Consider the following 17,092-nt stretch of genomic DNA (forward strand, 5'->3'; position numbering starts at 1 on the left):
CACTCCTGTTTTACTGACGTTTGGCAATTCCGTATCGGTCGGACAGCGCCTCCCCCAATATATTGAAGGCCATCACCACCACCAGAATCATAACCCCCGGATAGATCATTAATTCCGGGTGACTGCGGATGTATCCCGTTCCCTCATGAATCATCGCTCCCCATTCGGGAGTCGGCGGTTGGATGCCCAAACCGAGGAAAGACAATGCAGAAATATCCATGATCGCCCAGCCCATTTCCAGCGTACCAATGACCACAATCGGCCTTAGTACATTTGGAATGATATGCCGGCGGATAATGGCCCCTGAGGAGGACCCGCTAATCCTTGCGGCAGCTATAAAATTCCGTTCTTTCAGACTGACGACCATATTGCGGCACATTCTGGCATAATACACCCACTGCACCATCATTAAAGCAAGCAGCACCTGCATGAGGCCCGGTCCAAAAATACCGACAATGCCCAGCACAAGCACCAAATTCGGAAACGCCATAATACCTTCGCAAAACCGCATCAACACACTATCGACCCAGCCACCCACATAACCTGCAAGCGACCCGATCACAACGCCGATGCTAAGCGAGGACAGGAAAATTAATGTCGCAAAGCCGAGGGAAATCCGCGCTCCATACAGCAACCGGGATAAATTGCATCGACCCAAATGATCGGTCCCCAGCCAGTATTCTTTCGAAGGTCCCTCCAGCTTGTGCAGTAAATTGACTTTAACCGGATCATGGGGAGCCAGCCAAGGAGCTAGCGCCATAATGATAAAAATAGCAGCCAGTACGACAGAGCAGACCACGATTACCTTTTGACCTTTGAACATTGTACGCAACCTTATCATCACTGCTCTGCTCGTCCCTTCGATGAAATTCGGGGGTCCATATACAAATGCACCAGATCAACGAGCAAATTGCATACGATGAACAGGCATGCCGCCAAAAACACATAGCATTGTATGACGGGAATATCCCGGTTAAAAATCGCTTCCACAAAATAACGGCCAAACCCGGGCCATGAAAACACCTGCTCCACAATAATTGTTCCGGTCAGAAGCTTGCCCAGATTCATACCCATACTTGTAATCAGTGGAGCAATGGCAATTTTCAGTACATGCTTGAGCATGATCACCCGCTCGCGGATTCCTCTAGTTCTGGCATACTGCACATACGTTTCCTGAAGCTGCTCCAACACACTGGAACGCAGCAGGCGCGTATATAAAGCAATCAGAACCAGCGACAGGGTTAACGTGGGCAACACCAGATGCTGCCACGTTCCTCGCCCCTCTACAGGGAGCCAATCCAATCGGACAGAGAAAAAGAAGATTAACAAATATCCCAGCCAGAACTGGGGTATAGACGCGCCAAAATATGAAATTCCTCGACTAAGCAGGTCGATCCAGCCATTTTTACGCATCGCCGCCAGCACGCCCAGCGGAATACTTACCACAATGGATAGCAACATACTGCTCACAGCCAATTCAAAAGTGGCGGGCAGCCGAACCTTGACCTCATCCCACACCGGCTTGTTGGTCAGATACGAAGTACCAAAGTCCAATTGACTGATTCTTTGAAGTGTATGCATATACTGCGTCAGCAAAGGCTGATCCAGCCCGAACTCATGTCTTTTCTGCTCCAGAATCTCTGGAGTAGGGTAAATATGAGCAGCCGTCAAATAGGCCTCGGCCGGATCAACTGGTGAAATATGAATGAGTGCAAAGGTAACGAGGGTGGCAAAGAGAACAATAGGAATGACCGCTACCATTCGCTTCCCGATATAGCTGATCATGAGTTGTCCTCCTATCCTGTAAACTACCGTTACCCATCGGCTTCAGCTACTTTCCGATTTCAATTCCCTCAAACGGATTTTCATCCCGATTAGCCGGGAATACAAAGTTTGTAATCTTTTTCTGGTACACTGCCGTTTTCTTAATATACGAAATAGGTACAATGGCAGATTGCTCCTGGAGCGTCTTCAGAATCGAAGCATACAGCTCTTGGCGCTTGGTTTCATCTGTCGATGAGAGCGCTTGGTGTACTTGCTGATCCAGGTCTTTCTTCATCGGAAGGGCGCTCAGCACCTCGGAAATTCCGAAGCTCTTCTTAGCAATAACATTAATAAAGGAATGTGGATCATAAGGCGCACCATAGTTGTACCAGAAGTACAGATCAAACTGGTTGGATCTAAGGCGCTTAATTTGAACCGTCAGCTCCAGTCCGGTCAGGTTCACTTTGACACCCAGTTCTCCCCATTCAGCCTGAATGGTTTCAGCCATCGCCTTTTGGATCGGATCAGTCTTATCAAAAATCAGCTCAAAATCAAGCTGTTGTCCGTCTTTTTCCCGTACTGTACCGCCTGCGGGCAGCTTCCAGCCAGCCTCATCCAGCAACGATTTGGATTTTTCCACATCATAGCTAACAGGCTGTAAGTTTACATTCGTATACGGATAGTTTTTGGATAAAACCGTATCCGCTGTTTCCTCCAGACCTGAGGTTACACCTTCTACCATTGCCTGCTTGTTAAAGCCATGTTGGAGTGCCAGGCGTACCCGAAGGTCTGCCAGCTTGGGATTGGATGAGTTGAGTAACAGGCTTCTTGTACCGACAGGCTCGGACAGCGTGGTAACATACTGATTCGTGTCGCGAAGCTGTTTGAAAGCATCCAGACTAATGACACCCTCTCCATAAATCAGATCCAGATCGCCTTTTTCAAAGGCCATTACACGGGTTTCGCCATCGGGAATGATTTTTACCGTAATTTTATCCACCTTGGGTGCAGTACCCCAATAATTTGGATTACGCTTAAAGGTTGCATATTCATCTTGCTTGTATTCATCCAGCATCCAAGGTCCTGTACCTACAGGTTTCTTGATTCCTTTGGACGTATCTCCATCATCCGGGAACCCCGCTTCACCCAGAAAACGGAACGGGCGAACGACAGACAAATCCTGAAGCACTGGGTAGTATGGTTCTTTGAGTGTCATTCGGAAGGTGCTGTCATCTACAGCTTCAGTTTTGTCGAGAACGCCTACTATACCAAGCCAGCTGTGCGTTTTCTCATTTTTCATAATAGCGTCAAAGTTCTTATTGACAATGGCTGCATTAAATAGCGTTCCATCCGAAAATTTCACACCTTTGCGCAGCTTAAATGTATATATTTTGCCGTCCTTGGAAATGGTCCAGGATTCAGCCAAAGCAGGCTCCAGCTTGCCTCCTTGCTTGTAGCTGACTAACGGCTCATAAACCATGGATTGTGCAAAAAGTTGGGAAGGATTGTATACGTGAGGATTCATCGTACCAATGTCACGCGGCCACGATAGCGTGATCGACTTTTCATTGGCAGCTCCGTCAGTAGAGGTGGATGCAGGTGTGTTCTCCTGCTTCGCGCAGCCCAAAACAACGGATAATAAGAGGAGCGCCACCAACATAAGGGTGGCAGTCTTGCGGTGTCGAACGGACATCAATGTATTTCCCCTTTTCTATATATGTGATAATGATTATCATAATCATATTTAGAATAGGTACCACGTTCTATTTTGTCAACAACATTCGACAAGCAATCCTCTTATTTATTTTAAATTTGTATAATATTAAATTTATGGATTAATTCGCCAGCGTTTGAAACAGAGTACGTGTGTACTCATGCTGTAACAAGTCTTTATCCCATTCCTTAAATATTTCCACGATCTCCCCCTGAACCATAACAGCAACGCGGTCACAAAACTGACGAGTAGATTGGAGATCGTGAGTGATGAATAGGTAGGACAACTCACGTTCCTGCTGCATTCTCTTAAGCATACCCAGCACGGAAAACTGCGTTGTCGTATCCAGATTGGCGATCGATTCATCGAACAAGATAATATCCGGCTCCACCGCCAACGCTCGGGCAATACATACCCGCTGTTTTTGCCCGCCACTTAGTTGTGTTGGGTATTTTTCCAGACATTCCGTGTCCAGCCCCACAGATTCCAGTAAAGACTGGCAAATATCCAGTGCTTGCGCTTTTCGTCCGGGAAAATAGTTGTGGATTGGCTCCTCCAAAATATCTCGTATGGTCATGCGAGGATGGAGCGAGGAAGACGAATCCTGTGCGACCAGTTGGATTCGTTTGTACAGATGGATATCCTTCACCCTTCCGGTGTGAATGGGCTGGTCATCCAGCCAAATCTCTCCTGAGGTCAACGACTCCAGCCCTAGAATACATTGTGCCAACGTGCTTTTGCCACTTCCACTTTCTCCAACCAGTCCGAGACATTCCCCCTGTTGTAACTCCAGACTCACCTTCTTCACGGCCTGTTCGCTATCTTGCGTGCTGGACCAGCCTTTTCTCCGTTTGCGGACAGGGTATGCTTTGGTCACATTCTTCAATTCCAGCATCACTGGTGCATCCTTCCTTCCGGGCTCATCTCCAACACTCGATCTGCTATGCGACTCATACCCTGGCGATCATGTGAAATCAACAATATGGTGAGATCAAAGTCTTCTCTCAATTGTTGCAACAATGCCAGAACCTTATCGCGGTTGATAACATCCAACGCCGTAGTAGGCTCATCGGCAATAAAGAGGCTCGGACCGGAGCTTAACATTGCAGCCAGCAGCACCCTTTGACACATGCCTCCGCTTAGTTCAAAAGGATATGACGACAAAATATGCTCAGGATTTGCAAATCCAACCTTGCGGAGCAGAGAGCGCAAATAGGCCTCCCGCACTGGAGTAGCGCCTCCTCTGGCTATCTCCGTGGCACGGCTCAGCATCTGCCGCATCCGTGGCAGCACGCCCAGCGGGTGGACTTGCTGCGGTGCAGTATGGGATGGGACAGCATCAGCGTGCCCCGGCTCCATCTGGTCATGCGGCATCCGACGCCGCCCGTGCAGTCTAAGCGTATCCATCAGCTGGGCGCGGACAGTCCGGATCGGGTTCAACCCGCTCAGCGACTGTTGAATGAGCAGGGCAATATCCTCTCGGCGCAGCCTTTGCCAGCGCCGTTCCTGGAACGGGAGAATGTCTTCCCCGTTATAGTAGATACGCCCTTGCGTAACATTAATACCTGGCTCCAGCATGCCTGCGATTGCGTGGGCGGTCAGGCTCTTGCCGCATCCGCTCGGTCCGGTCAGGGCCACAATCTCCCCTGAATATACGGAAAAGCTCACATCACGCAGCAGTGGTTTGCTCCCGCTTCCGCTTGCTCCTACGCCTGTGCGGCAGATTTCCAAATGTTCCACGTGTAACAACGGTTTTCGCCCTGCCACTTGCTCTATCGTATCCTTGCACCCAAGGGCTGTTTGATCCTCCACTATTTGGCCGCCCCCTTTTCCGAAAAGCGGTCGCCCAAAAGCTGGCAGGCAAGTACGAATAGCATAATCGCCAAGCCCGGGAAAATCATGACATGCGGAGCCACCTGAAAATATGAGGTTGCATCATGCAGCATCACGCCCCACTCTGGCTTGGGCGGCTGTACACCCAGTCCAAGAAAGGACAGCCCAGCGATCATCAGCACCACGCGCCCGATATCCCATACCGCATAAACCAACAACTGCGGCAATGCTTGTGGCAATACATAACGGCTCAGTATACGTACGTGTGAATTGCCGGATAAACGGGCATATCGAACGTAGTCCTCCTGACAGGCTTTTTGAACCAGACTACGGATATACCGGACATAACCCGCCCACCGTACCGCAATAATCGCAAGGGTCATGTTAACAAAACCTGGGCCCAAAATGCCCACAATTGCCACCGTTAAAATAATATCAGGAAAAGCCAGTACGCCGTCGATTCCCCGCATGATTAGCTGATCCACGCGTCCGCGCACATAACCAATGAGCAACCCTATAGGTAGACTGAAGCACAACGTAGCTACAGTAATTGCACATGCGATTAGCACGCTCATCCGAATTCCGTAAATTAGCCGTGACAGCACATCCCGACCCAGATGATCCGTACCGAAAGGATATTTCCGACTGGGTGGTGCCAGACGGTTCAAAAGATCCACTTGAAGAGGATCATGAGGAGCGACCCATGGAGCCAATAACCCAAGCAGCACGATCAGACCAAACAGTACGCCTCCTGCCAGCAAGCTCCCTTGAAAGGAAAGCCGTATCTTTTTCATTTTCAGCTTCCCCCTTAACGCAAACGTAGCCTCGGATCTATCGCCGTCTGGACCACATCCACCAAACACTGAACTCCTACAATTAAAAATACGGCAAAAATAACATACCCCTGAATCACCGGATAATCTCGCTGTGTAATTGCATCTATAAAATACTTGCCCAACCCCGGCCATGAAAAAATGGTCTCTACGATGACATTACCTGCCAGCATAAATGATAGATTGGTACCTAGCAGTGTAATTATAGGCAGAACCGCATGCTTAAATATCTCAAAAAACAGGATATGCATTCGGGAAAAGCCTCGAGCCTTCGCTGCTTTCACAAAATTCCGGTCACCCAGCTCTAGCATTTGAGCGCGTAGTACACGGGCTTGCACAGCTCCCAAACCTGCACCAAGAGTCAGCGCAGGGAGCACTAAATGTGTCCAATCCTCCCTTCCCATGGATGGGAGCCAGCCCAAGCGAACGGAGAATAGATAGATCAACAGAAACCCAAGCCAAAAAGAGGGGATCGACGATCCCAGCAGGGCAAACAGCCTACCCAGGCGATCCAGTGGACCGCTGATTTTTAGCGAGGCAGCCAGCCCCAACCCCAGCGTAAGCACCGTCATGACGGCAAAGCCCGCAGCAGCTAGCTCCACAGTAGCAGGCAGTCTGTTCCACAGTTCGGCTAGCACGGATTCCTTGGATACATACGAGGTGCCCCAATGCCCTGTGAACACATCCCGCAGCCAGTTCACATATTGAATATGAAACGGTTCGTTTAAGCCCAGTTCCTGCCGTAGCGTCGTCAACGCCTCCTCAGAGGCAGGGACATTATGCGCGGTGAGCAAAATGGTAGCAGGGTCTCCAGGAGCCAGGCGCATCAGTACAAAAGTCAGCGTGGATACAACGAATACAATGATGAGCAGCTGCGCCACACGTTCCAGTATAAAACGAATCATAGGATACGCCGCTCGTTATTCCGCAATATCGGATTGCGCTGTAATGTAGTAATACTCGATCGGATGGGGTGTAAAACCCTCTACCCCTTTTTTCACACCAAACACATTGTCAGGATGCACAATGAACGACTGTGGCAAATCCGTATTGATGATATCCAGCGCTTGTAGTGTCACGGCATTACGCTGCGCTGTATCCTTCGCCAGCTTCAAGCTGTTAAGAATACTCTCTAGCGGTTTGGAACTATAACGGCTTACATTGGCTTCGCTTTTCGAAGAATAAAACATGTCCATAAAATATTGCGGCTCTCCTGTATGAGCAGTAAGCATACTGTACATAGCAAAATCCCAATCGTTTTTGGTCAACGCCTCGTCGATATTTTCCACCTTGCGAATCTTGACCTGGATTCCCTCTTTTAGCAATTGGCTTTGGATGACCTCAGCCATAACAGAGAGTTCCGGACGCTGAGGAAAAGTCAGCAGCGTAACCTCGAACGGCTTGCCTTGCTTAGTCCATGTCCCTTGGGCGTCCTTCTGCCAGCCATCCTTCGTTAACAGCTGATCCGCCGTTCCGTCCAGCGCTTTACGCTCAACTTTACCGAAGGGAAGAATGCTCGGGAACGGACTGCTTGCTTCCGTACCGAAGCCCCTCATGACGGCGCTCACAATCGATGTGCGTGGAATCAGGCTGTCCACCACCTTACGGTTCGCCGCATCCTTGAATACTGGGGATTCCATATTGTACACGAGCATATGGGTGCGCAAGGAGGGAGCCGACAGCACTTGTAGCCTGTCGTTCTTTTTCAGTACCTCTGCGTTATCAACCGGAATATCCGTCGCTACGTCCACCTCGCCGGATTGCAGCGCCATCAGGCGCGAATTCCCGTCCGTAATGAACTTCATTGTCGCCTCAGCCAATCGGGCCTTCTCGCCCCAGTATCCGTCATAACGCTCTACGACCAAGGATTGGTCCTTGCTGAACGCTTTAATTTTAAAGGCGCCTGTCATCGCTGGGTAACTCTGCTCATCTTTCATCGATGCCACATCCAGTACAGTCGTCGATGGATCAGCTAGATTGGACACCAACGCCGCATTCGGCTGGTTTGTCGTGATCTTTAAGGCCAGCGGGCCGCTTACATCAATGGACTTCACATTCAGTAAATCCTTCGCCAGATGGCTTTTCTCGATAGAGCGTAGCAAAGATGCTTTTACACTTGCTGCATCCATACTTTTTCCATTATGAAAAGTGACTTTATCCTGCAAGCTGAACGTCCAAACTGTAGGACTATCCTGCTTCCACTCCTTTGCCAGCCAAGCCACAGGCTCCAGCTTTTCATTCAAACGTACCAGTGTCTCACCTGCACCGGATCGCATCACATCCCAGTTATTATCTCCGTGCGGGTCAACACCTGACGGTTTCCATGTATACGCCATTACCAGCTTTTTACCTGTCGCTGTTTGTTGTGCTGACGCGTTCTCATCTTTGCCGGAGCTATTCGACGTCTTATTGCTAGTACATCCCGAAAGAGCCATAACTGCCAGTAACAGCATCACCCCTGTACATATCAACCATGAGCGCCTGCTATGATTGCTAATCATTCGATGAATCCCCCTCTATCTTGTAAAATCATATAAACCTAACGCAAAACGCGAAAAAAGCATTCCGGACCACTTGATCAGCAGTCAGAAATGCTTTCATTATAAAATGTCAAAACACACCTCGAAGCCAACTCCAAAAACATAGAAGGGATCAGATCGGTTTCAGACATTCCGTATGCAGCACGCCTAACCACCTCCCCAGCATCCCGTGGGTCTGACAGTGATGTCAAAACAGGCAGGTCTCCTGACTCCAGGCGTATCTTTCAGGCCTTCCCGGTTCTTCACAGTTCCAGTGGCTGTTCTGAAAGCTCCAGCAGTATCCTGCTGATGCCTGTATACAGTGGCGGGCCCGTGTCGGAATCAACCGAACTTCCCTTTTAAGTGAACACGCTCAACAACTATCCACATGGTCTTAACAAAACCCCGTACATAGAGTCGTCCGGCTCACACCTGTTTTCTTCCTTTATTTCTTTCCATTACGATCTTATTTTGTTGTCACGGGCTTGTCAATAAATGCTGCACAATAGTTTAAATTTGAACGATAAGGAAGAAACAAGACATAACCTTCAATTGCGTGCACGCAATTGAAGTGTTAAAATTAGGTATAGAGTAAACCACCGTGTCCGTATACTAAAAAGAGTCTTCGCCGCGCCAACGGCAAAGACTCTTAGGACTTGAAAGGCTGTGGATCACCCACGGCGCGCTGCATAACTAATGGTTAATGCAAACGAAACCCACCGTTAGGCGCCTAACCTAATTACGCGGTGGGTTTTCGCTTGTTCCGAAATTTTCGACGTAGCCAGCGATAAAGTTTACGAATACTAAACACCAGGCTTAGTAACGTAACCATCCAACGCAACACATCGTAGCACGACACAAGGTTGACCATCGGCTTCACCCCCTTTCGGGAAGCTGCACCGTGGTCCGAAAACATCCACCACTATTCAAAATCCATAATTTAGATTATACCATGCCCCTTCCTACCACTCTAGCAAATTCTTCTAGCGCATAAACTGGAAAACGCACCAAATTAGAGCTACCTATTTCATCCCGCAGCTTTATCTATATGTCCCCAGACGGCAAGGGTATCTACTATCTGGATAACTCCATGCCAAAAAGCCGGAAAAGAGGCATACGTCCTCTCTCCGGCTATCTTTATTTATTCCTAATCATCAAACCTTCTGTGGAACCTCCTGAACCGTCACGCTTTTGACCGATTCCCCTTGTTTTCTCGTCAAAACAATGTTCAAGACAATCGCTGTAATCGAACCCGAAACGATACCATTTTGCAGCAGCATTTTAGCAAAACTCGGCAGCTGGTCGAACATTTGTGGCAGAACGGCAGAGCCTAGGCCCACGGCAATACTGCATGCTGCGATCAGCAGATTGCTTTCCTTCCGCAGATCCACTTCTGACAAAATAGACATGCCTGATGCAGCGACCGAGCCGAACATGACGATCATCGCCCCGCCCAGCACAGCGTTAGGAATCACTGTCGTTAAGGCAGCCAGCTTAGGCAGCAAACCAAGAACAACCATGATCCCGCCCGCAGCAAAAATAACGTTCCGCGATTTGACGCGTGTGAGTGAGATCAGACCCACATTTTGCGAGAAAGCTGTATAAGGAAACGCATTAAAAATCCCCCCGAGCATAATCGCAAGTCCTTCGGAACGCAGACCATTGACGATCTGCTTCTGCTCCACCTTCTGATCAATCGCCTTGCCTACTGCCAGATACACGCCTGTAGACTCAACCATACTGACAATATTGACGATAATCATCGTACAAACTGCCATCATGCTAAACTCTGGCTTACCAAAATAAAACGGCTGCGCAACACTCACCCATGAGGCCTCCGCCACAGGGGCAAAATGCACCATTCCCATTGCATAAGCGACTACAGTACCCGCGAACAGACCAATAAGCACGGAAATCGAGCGCAAGAAGCCTTTTGCCAACCGATTCACAAGCAGGATAACCAGTAATGTAACTAACGCCAACAGCAAATTACGTGGCTGTCCAAAGTCCGAACTGCCCTGGCCCCCTGCTACATTGTTCATCGCCACCGGAATAAGAGATAGGCCGATAATCGTAACAACCGAACCTGTAACCACCGTCGGGAAAAAGCGTAGCAGCTTGCCATACAACGGTGCCGCTAACACCACAAATATACCAGACAAAATAATGGCACCATACGCTGTCGCTAAATTTGAGGTCGAAGCAATCGCGATGATGGGCCCTACTGCCGTAAACGTACAACCTAAAATGACAGGCAGTCTACTACCGAAAAAGCGTGTGCCCATAATCTGTAATAACGTAGCAATCCCGCAAGTGAACAGATCGGCAGCCACCAAATAAGCCATCTGGGCTGGCGTCAGGTGCAATGCTCCCCCTACAATTAGAGGTACAGCAATGGCTCCAGCGTACATCGCCATGACATGCTGGAAGCCCAGCGCGAATAACTTTTGTTTACTTAGCATCCCACATTCTCCTTAACGGGAGGAATCACCGCGCCAGCTTCCTCTATAAAATGAACCTCGCCTGGTGCCATGGAAGCGATACGCGCAAGAGAACGGACGGCAATGCCTCTTTGCTCCAACAGTCCACGGCCTTCCTGGAAGCTCTTCTCAATTACACAGCCAACCCCGGCCAGCTCCGCTCCTGCTTCCTTCACAATATCCGTAAGTCCAACCAAGGCTGCGCCAGTAGCCAGAAAATCATCTACGATCAGCACATGGTCGCTGGCATTGAGATATTTTTGAGAAATGCTCACCTGATAGGTTTCCTGCCGAGTGAACGAATGAACCTCTGCGAAGTATACCTGCTCATTCAGCGTGATGGCCTTCTTTTTCTTCGCATAAATGAACGGGACCCCCAAGGCAATAGCAGTAGCCATAGCAAATTGAATACCACTAGCTTCAATTGTAAGCACCTTGGTGATCGGAGCACTGCCGAAAAGGCGTGCAAACTCCTTACCAATCTCCAAAGCTAATGCTGTATCTACCTGATGATTCAAAAATGAATCTACCTTTAATACGGTGTCAGATAAAATTTGTCCTTCTTGACGAATACGTTCCTCCAAAGCTTTCATTATGCGAGTATCGCTCCTTCTGTACTTTAAAATAGTATAAAACCTGCCAAAACCAAAAAAGGACAGGCTCCCTTGAGTTGTTTCTCAAGTGAAGCCTGTCCTTGGGGTTGTCATCCCTGACGGATTGGCGCACAAATAAATGCCCGCATTCATCCAAAGCCGATGCGCTATCACTCATAGTCGGACGATTACAGTGGTCATCCGGTAGAAACTTTTGGGCCATATCCCCAATATTATACGAGTCATATGAAATTGATATCTTGTATACTACACCCTCTGGCGGGCGGTTTCAAGACTATTTTTCATACAGACAGCGGCATTTGGAGAACCTTCCACAATTGGAATATCGTAAAATCAAATCGACCTTTGTTCAAGGTATATATATTGTGAGGACTTTGCATTATCCTGATTGTAGAAAACAGATAAAAAAACAAAAATGCACACAAAACAACATTTAATTTTAATTATAATTTTAAAAAACAAAAATAAAACCACAAATTATACTTCTGTTTCTGTTGACCACAAAGAAAAACGGAAGTAGTATGGAGTTAGTTAAGAAAACAAAAGGCGGACTTTCAGGCTGCCCGTATTTTATCCATGCAAGGAGATTGGATATGAATAATTATCTTGCTGTTGATATTGGAGCTTCAAGCGGAAGGCTCGTAAGTGCAACTCTGCAAGGTGACCAGCTACACTTGCAAGAGCTTCACCGTTTCAACAACTCCTTTACCGAAAAGGACGGACACGATTACTGGAATATCGACGAACTATTGAATGAGATTATTCAGGGCTTGCAAAAAGCTAAACAAAAAGGGATTCATTCCTGTACGCTCGGCATTGATACATGGGCTGTAGATTACGTGCTGCTTGATCAGAAAGGTAACCGCATTCATGAGGTATACGCTTACCGGGATGCACGTACCCTCCATGCACCAGACAGGCTGCATCAGCTCATCAGTCGAGAGGCTGTGTATGAGAAAACAGGCATTCAGGAATTAAACTTTAATACCCTGTATCAACTGTTCGTCCATGATCGGGAACAGCTTGCCCAGGCGGATAAAATATTGATGGTCCCCGATTATCTGTACTATCGCCTGACAGGCATCATGATCAATGAAATGACGAATGCGTCCACGATGCAGCTTCTCAACGTGAACTCCCGAGAGTTTGATGAAGACCTTCTCTCCCTGCTCCAACTGCGACGCAATCAGTTTTCAGAGCTTGCCGAGCCTGGACGGGTTCTGGGTTCTCTTTTGCCGGAGCTTGTTCAAAAATACGATCTTCCGGACTGTCAGATCATTCTTGCGCCGACTCACGATACTGCATCGGCTGTTGCAGGTGTACCGTCACAGCGGGAAGAACCTTGGGCTTATATTAGCAGCGGAACGTGGTCACTACTGGGAATGGAACGATCCGAAGCCTTGAATACCAAGGCAGCCATGCAGGCGAACTACACGAATGAGTGGGGCGCTTACGGTACGTACCGTTTTCTGAAAAATATTATGGGATTATGGATGATTCAGGAGGTTAGGAGAGAGGGCGGTTCCGCACATAGCTTTGCCGAATTGGCCGAACTGGCTTCAGCAGAGGCACCGTTTGTCAGTCTCGTCCTCTGTAACCAGTCATCCTTTTTAAACCCAGATAGTATGACCGTTGAAATCCAGCGATTCTGTGAAGAAACAGGCCAGCCCATCCCCAGGACGCCGGGTTCGCTCGCCCGCTGTATTTTTGACAGTCTGGCCTTAAGCTACCGCGATGCCTTACACGAACTGCAATGTTTAACAGACGAAACAATTACCAGATTGCACATTGTTGGCGGAGGCGCTAACAACGAATTACTATGTCAGCTAACCGCCGATCTCTTGGGAATTGAGGTTCAGGCAGGTCCTTCCGAATCTACGGCCATCGGCAATATTGTCGTGCAATTAATTAGCTCTGGTGTTCTTGAGGATCTCAAAGCTGCTGGCCGAACCATCGCCCGCTCCTTTCCGACTCGGCTCTATGAGCCACAATCGGTGGAAGACGTGCAAGATCTTTTGGGTCGCTGGGAGCACCTTAAGATACAAGCAACATCCTCTATTCACATATCTCAATAAAGGAGTAAAGCCATGAACGAAGCTATTGAAGCCAGTTATAACGAAGCGAAAAAGCTGTATGCCCGCCACGGTATTCAAGTTGACGACATTTTACGGAAGCTTTCACAAATCAAAATATCACTGCACTGCTGGCAGGGAGATGATGTTCAGGGATTTCTGTTCAAAGACAAACAGCTTAGCGGGGGGATTGCCGTAACGGGTAGCTACCCGGGCAGAGCAGGCACGCCGCATGAGTTACGTCAGGATTTAGAAAAAGCTCTAGCACTCATTCCGGGTAAACACAAGGTCAATTTGCACGCAATCTATGCGGACACCACAGAACAAGTGGATCTGGATCAGCTGGAGCCACGCCATTTTCAGAACTGGGTAGACTGGGCCAAACAACAAGGGCTTGGGCTTGATTTTAATCCAACACTGTTCTCCCATCCCAAAGCGGAAGACGGCTTCACATTGAGCCATAAGGATTCGGAAATCCGTGATTTCTGGATCACACACTGCAAAAAATCACGCAGGATTGCAGAGCATTTTGGAAAAGAACTCGGTCAGCCCTGTGTCACAAACCACTGGATGCCGGATGGCTATAAAGATACTCCGGTTGATCGGTTAGCTCCAAGAGAACGTCTGCGTGATGCGCTGGACGAAATTTTCAGCGAGGAAATCAGCGAGGAATACAACATCGATGCGGTTGAAAGCAAGCTGTTTGGCATTGGCTCGGAAAGCTATGTCGTGGGCTCCCATGAATTCTATATGGGCTACGCCCTGACACGCGGCAAATCCATCTGTCTCGACGCTGGTCACTTCCATCCAACCGAAGTCATTTCGAACAAACTGTCCTCTTTGCTGATGTTCACCGATCAATTATTGCTCCATGTCAGCAGACCGGTTCGCTGGGACAGTGATCATGTCGTGACGATGGACGACGAATTGCTGGACATTGCCCGTGAGCTGGTTCGCGGTGAATTGCTTTCCCGAACCCATATCGGTCTTGATTTCTTTGATGGAAGTATCAATCATGTAGCAGCATGGGTCATCGGAACACGCAACACGATCAAAGCGCTGCTTCGCGCTATGCTCGAACCGATTGAAGCATTAAAGCAGGCGGAAGAGGAACGGGACTTTACCACTCGTCTTGCTCTGGTCGAAGAGTTTAAATCGTATCCGTTTGGTGCCATATGGGATTACTATTGCGCTCAAAACGGCGTTCCTGTTCGTGAGGAATGGCTGGCCGAAGTTAAAAATTATGAACAACAGGTACTGCTGAAACGTTAACCACTGTACTGATAATGCTTATATTCATATCATCCAAAAGGGAGAGATTATCCATGACTACTGTACTGGAGAATCAAAAAGAACGAAAATCGGGACTGGATATCCCATTTGTTCGCGAGATGGCGGAAATTACACAAAACATGTGGAAATTCGGCTGGGATGAACGCAATGGAGGTAATGTAAGCTATATTCTGGATGAAGCTGAGGTTGCAAAATATATAGATATTCATCAGGTCATTCGGACGATTAAACCTGCTTTCCCGGTGAATGAACTGGCTGGTAAATATTTTATCGTCACCGGATCAGGGAAATATTTCAAAAACGTAATTGCAGATCCAGAAGCTAACTTAGGAGTCCTTCGTGTCTCCCAGGATGGCGAGCAATTGGAAGTCTTGTGGGGCCTCAAACATGGCGCAGTGCCTACCAGTGAGTTGCCTTCCCATTTTATGAGCCACATTGAGCGCTTGAAGGTCGATCCTAGCCATCGTGTTGTGATTCATAATCATGCCACCCATGTTATTGCCATGACCTTCATTCATAGTCTGGACGAAAACCAATTCACCAAAACGCTGTGGGAAATGTGTACTGAATGTATTGTCGTCTTCCCAGACGGTATCGGTGTAATCCCTTGGATGGTACCGGGTTCCAGCGAAATCGGCCGCGAAACGGCTAAAAAAATGAAGGATCATCACGCTGTATTATGGCCTCATCATGGCATTTTCGGAACGGGCAGCTCCATTGATGAAGCATTTGGCCTGATTGAAACGATTGAAAAAGCAGCGCAAATTTATATGCTCATTGCTCACCATGATATTCAGCAACGGATTACAGATCAGGAATTGGCCGATCTGGCCAAAGCCTTCAACGTTACTCCAAAAGAAGGAATCCTGAACGTATAAATATAGACTAATCTCCATCTCATAATATAGAACTTAAAAGGCTCCAAGGCTCGTCTCAACCGGCCATGGAGCCCTTGGCATACCTAGTTTTAATTATATAACCCTCAATTCCAATGAATTAACTTGTAATTATGCTTTCCTTTATATACAATAAAATCAAAATTCCCTTATCTCCACCAAAGGAGAGGTGACAAGTTATGAAAAGAGCGAAAAATGAAGATCACTTCGACATCGTGGAAGACCATTATTTTACAGCCACCGAATTGGAAAAATCCAGCGCCGTTTGGCCTGTCAGACTAGGTATGGATATTTCGAAAACAAGCTGCCATGTCGGTCCCAAGGCTGTTCCTTATTTTTATTTGATATTTGTACTTGAAGGTCAGGCTGAGTTTATTTATAAGCAACAAAAGTACCGCGTCCAAAAGTCTGATTTATTCTGTTTTTTTCCGCATCTTGCCCATGAATATTACACCGATCAGGAGCACCCGTTGCAAAAGGTATGGATTGCCTTTGAGGGACCCAAGTCCCTCGCATTGCTGGAGCGGATCGGAATTAATCCCTCTACGCCATTTATGGCTAACGCAGTGAGCGAGGAAATCCTCAGACTTATCTCCAACCTGTTTTCCATCGTACACGACAACAGCAGACAGGGCAGCGATCTGGCCCGCTTGATTACACTGCACCAGATCTTCGAGGAGTTATCCCGCAACACATCTGACGTGCTGCGCAACTTTGTATGCTCTGATTATTGGCTCCAGCAGGGGAAAGATTACATTGAAATGCATTATTGTGACCGTGTTACGATTGAACAAATTGCCGAGCATGTAGGTGTGGATCGTGCGCATTTTTCACGTAAATTCCATTCCACCTTCCTCATCTCTCCCGCCAAGTATTTGCAAAACCTCAAGATTAACGAAGCCAAAAGATTACTGGAGCAGACGACTTACAATTTATCGATCATAGCCCAGTCCATCGGCTATACCGATATGTCCACCTTTTCCAAGGCATTTAAGAAAACAGCAGGGATTCCACCGCGTGAGTATCGCTTCCGACATCAGTCCCGGCAAGAGATTCGTACCGTCAACGCTTAGT

At 48.0% G+C, this 17,092-nt stretch carries 14 protein-coding genes and 2 riboswitches; of the genes, 4 read left to right on the top strand and 10 right to left on the bottom strand.

The window, feature by feature from the left end; all coding sequences use genetic code 11:
- Positions 1 to 10 precede the first annotated feature (10 nt).
- The 10 genes from nikC to G9G54_RS11580 form a co-directional block, all read right to left on the bottom strand.
- Entirely contained in the window at positions 11 to 841 is an 831-nt protein-coding gene (gene nikC, locus G9G54_RS11535) for a nickel ABC transporter permease subunit NikC (protein ID WP_165178344.1), read from the bottom strand.
- Positions 841 to 1,785, bottom strand: a complete 945-nt coding sequence (gene nikB / locus G9G54_RS11540) for a nickel ABC transporter permease subunit NikB (protein ID WP_165178117.1) — start codon at positions 1,783 to 1,785, stop codon at positions 841 to 843. The genes nikC and nikB (G9G54_RS11540) overlap by 1 nt, the downstream gene beginning before the upstream one ends.
- Before the next feature lie 46 nt (positions 1,786 to 1,831).
- A complete protein-coding gene (gene nikA / locus G9G54_RS11545; RefSeq protein ID WP_165178119.1) occupies positions 1,832 to 3,457 on the bottom strand; it encodes a nickel ABC transporter substrate-binding protein in 1,626 nt (541 codons plus the stop codon).
- Between the two features lie 142 nt (positions 3,458 to 3,599).
- Positions 3,600 to 4,376, bottom strand: a complete 777-nt coding sequence (locus G9G54_RS11550; protein ID WP_165178121.1) for an ABC transporter ATP-binding protein — start codon at positions 4,374 to 4,376, stop codon at positions 3,600 to 3,602.
- On the bottom strand, positions 4,373 to 5,290 hold the full coding sequence (locus G9G54_RS11555; RefSeq protein WP_165178123.1) for an ATP-binding cassette domain-containing protein: 918 nt from the start codon (positions 5,288 to 5,290) through the stop codon (positions 4,373 to 4,375). Before G9G54_RS11555 ends, G9G54_RS11550 begins: the two co-directional genes overlap by 4 nt.
- Positions 5,290 to 6,105 (bottom strand): ABC transporter permease, encoded by an 816-nt coding sequence (locus G9G54_RS11560; protein WP_165178125.1) that lies wholly within the window; start codon positions 6,103 to 6,105, stop codon positions 5,290 to 5,292. The genes G9G54_RS11555 and G9G54_RS11560 overlap by 1 nt, the downstream gene beginning before the upstream one ends.
- A gap of 14 nt (positions 6,106 to 6,119) precedes the next feature.
- Positions 6,120 to 7,049, bottom strand: a complete 930-nt coding sequence (gene nikB, locus G9G54_RS11565) for a nickel ABC transporter permease (RefSeq protein WP_039271928.1) — start codon at positions 7,047 to 7,049, stop codon at positions 6,120 to 6,122.
- Between the two features lie 15 nt (positions 7,050 to 7,064).
- Positions 7,065 to 8,645, bottom strand: a complete 1,581-nt coding sequence (locus G9G54_RS11570) for an ABC transporter substrate-binding protein (protein ID WP_165178127.1) — start codon at positions 8,643 to 8,645, stop codon at positions 7,065 to 7,067.
- A gap of 217 nt (positions 8,646 to 8,862) precedes the next feature.
- Positions 8,863 to 9,066, bottom strand: a riboswitch (cobalamin riboswitch).
- A 751-nt stretch (positions 9,067 to 9,817) separates the two neighbouring features.
- Positions 9,818 to 11,125 carry a nucleobase:cation symporter-2 family protein gene (locus G9G54_RS11575; protein WP_165178129.1) on the bottom strand — a complete coding sequence of 436 codons (1,308 nt, stop codon included), beginning with the start codon at positions 11,123 to 11,125 and terminating at the stop codon, positions 9,818 to 9,820.
- Positions 11,119 to 11,736 (bottom strand): xanthine phosphoribosyltransferase, encoded by a 618-nt coding sequence (locus G9G54_RS11580; RefSeq protein WP_165178131.1) that lies wholly within the window; start codon positions 11,734 to 11,736, stop codon positions 11,119 to 11,121. Before G9G54_RS11580 ends, G9G54_RS11575 begins: the two co-directional genes overlap by 7 nt.
- Before the next feature lie 157 nt (positions 11,737 to 11,893).
- A riboswitch (purine riboswitch) is annotated at positions 11,894 to 11,997 on the bottom strand.
- Between the two features lie 353 nt (positions 11,998 to 12,350).
- Here G9G54_RS11580 and rhaB point away from each other — a divergent pair.
- The 4 genes from rhaB (at position 12,351) to G9G54_RS11600 (ending at position 17,091) form a co-directional block, all read left to right on the top strand.
- A complete protein-coding gene (gene rhaB, locus G9G54_RS11585) occupies positions 12,351 to 13,832 on the top strand; it encodes a rhamnulokinase (RefSeq protein WP_165178133.1) in 1,482 nt (493 codons plus the stop codon).
- A 12-nt stretch (positions 13,833 to 13,844) separates the two neighbouring features.
- On the top strand, positions 13,845 to 15,101 hold the full coding sequence (rhaA, locus tag G9G54_RS11590; RefSeq protein WP_165178135.1) for an L-rhamnose isomerase: 1,257 nt from the start codon (positions 13,845 to 13,847) through the stop codon (positions 15,099 to 15,101).
- 53 nt (positions 15,102 to 15,154) lie between these two features.
- Positions 15,155 to 16,000: a rhamnulose-1-phosphate aldolase gene (gene rhaD / locus G9G54_RS11595; RefSeq protein WP_061829820.1), complete on the top strand. Its 846-nt coding sequence runs from the start codon at positions 15,155 to 15,157 to the stop codon at positions 15,998 to 16,000.
- Between the two features lie 197 nt (positions 16,001 to 16,197).
- On the top strand, positions 16,198 to 17,091 hold the full coding sequence (locus tag G9G54_RS11600) for an AraC family transcriptional regulator (RefSeq protein WP_165178138.1): 894 nt from the start codon (positions 16,198 to 16,200) through the stop codon (positions 17,089 to 17,091).
- The last annotated feature ends 1 nt before the right edge of the window (position 17,092 follow it).

The sequence above is a fragment of the Paenibacillus sp. EKM212P genome (genome assembly GCF_011066115.1).
Classification (GTDB): domain Bacteria; phylum Bacillota; class Bacilli; order Paenibacillales; family Paenibacillaceae; genus Paenibacillus; species Paenibacillus polymyxa_B.